Origin of the sequence: Streptomyces sp. NPDC051636, assembly GCF_044453765.1 — a bacterium.
Lineage (GTDB): Bacteria > Actinomycetota > Actinomycetes > Streptomycetales > Streptomycetaceae > Streptomyces.
Genome location: NZ_JBITDA010000086.1, coordinates 1 through 1,610, shown reverse-complemented (window position 1 = coordinate 1,610; position 1,610 = coordinate 1). Strand labels below are relative to the sequence as shown.

At 69.9% G+C, this 1,610-nt stretch carries 1 protein-coding gene; it reads right to left on the bottom strand.

The annotated features are described in order from the left end of the window. Positions 1-1,538, bottom strand: a 1,538-nt coding sequence (locus tag ACIBBH_RS42475) for an IS1182 family transposase (protein ID WP_399414354.1), incomplete at its 3' end; no start/stop codon positions are given. Positions 1,539-1,610 lie beyond the last annotated feature (72 nt).

Genomic DNA, 1,610 nt, shown 5'->3' with positions numbered 1-1,610 from the left:
GTGAGTCCGAGGTTGATCAGTCGGCGGAGGTTGAGGGCGGCGGCTCGGGTGTGGAGCCAGGTGTCGTTGCTGATGGTGCCGCGGTAGCGGAGTTTTCGGTTGCCGTGGTGGACGAGCCAGGCGACGGCGCGTTCGACGGGGGGCCGCCAGCGGCGGTAGTCGGCCTGCCAGTCGGGATCGGTGGCGGCCTGGTAGCGGGCGGCCGCTTGCAGGTCGTGGTGCGGGCGGATGGTCAGGACGCGTCCGGCCTTGGCTTTGGTGCACCGCTCACGCAGCAGGCATCCGGTGCATAAGCTGCCGAAGGAGGCTTTGCGTTGGTGGTGCTGCCCGCCGGGGTCGGACAGAGCCACGGTGTGTCCGGCGGGGCAGGTCACGATGGCGGTGGTGGTGTCGATGGTGAAGTCGTCGAGGGTGAAGCCGCCGGGAACGGCCGGCCGCAGCGGGGCGGGCTTGATAAACAGCCGGTGCCCGGCCTCGTGGAGGGCCTGGCGGGCGTCGCCGGCGGAGTAGGCGGTGTCACCGAAGGCGTCCACCGGGCTGTCCTCGTCGGCGAGCAGCTCAAGACCCACAGCGGCCTCGTGGTGCTCGGGCCCGGCGCCGGGCCGCAGGGCGACGGCGGTGTATAACCCGGTCTCGGGCTCGATGGCCAGGTGGGCCTTGAAGCCGTCCTGCTGGTGGGAGCGGGTCTTGTGCACGTGCCGCGCTTCGGGATCGACGGTGGACACCATCCGGTCGTGGGCGGTGCCCCGGGTGATGCGCCAGCGTCCGTCACGGCCATCGGAATCCTCGGCGGGTTCCACGTCCTGGCCGGCGACCAGGGCCAGAATGCCCACCGCGTTCGCGGCCTTCTCCCCGAGTTGCTGTTCGGGCAGGTGGCCCAGCAGCCGTAAGGCGTCTGTGACCAGCGCGTCGACCAGCCCGGCGCGGGCCTGCTCGTCGTTCCAGGCAATCTTCGGTTTGCCCGGGTCGCTGTAGTCATGCGCGGTGCACTGCACCGCTGCCACCTCGGCGGCTTCGGGGACCTCGCGGATCACCGCGCGGACGGCGGCGATGAGCTGGGTGACGGTGTCCTGTGTGGCGACCGCGTCGTCCAAAACGGTGGAGTCCAAAGCCCGGCGGTGCTTGCCCTTCAGCACCCCGGTGGCCTTCACCACATCGCGCACAGCGTCGAAGATGCGGTTCGGACGGGCGGAACGGGCCAGCCGGCGGCGGAAGTAGGCCAGCAGCGACGGATCGAACGCCATGTCGTTGAGACCCAGCCCGCACGCGGCCTTCCACCGCAGGTCACACCGCAGTTCCTGGACCGTCTCGAAGTCCGACAGCCCGTGCAGGGCCTGCAGTGTGATCGCGGCGGCCAGGATCTGCGGCGGCATACTCGGCCGCCCGTTCGCCGACGGATACATGTCCGCGAACATCTCAGCCGGAAACAGCCGACCCCGATGCTCGGCCAGGAACGCGAACACACTCCCGGCCGGGATCAACTCCCGGCACGTCACCCACACGTCCGGCCCGACGGTCTCGCCGACCCACTCACCCATCGCCACACAACGAGTCTGGCCCTACCGCTCACGCGGCAGGGCCAGAACCCAACATCTTCATCCGCCTTCTAG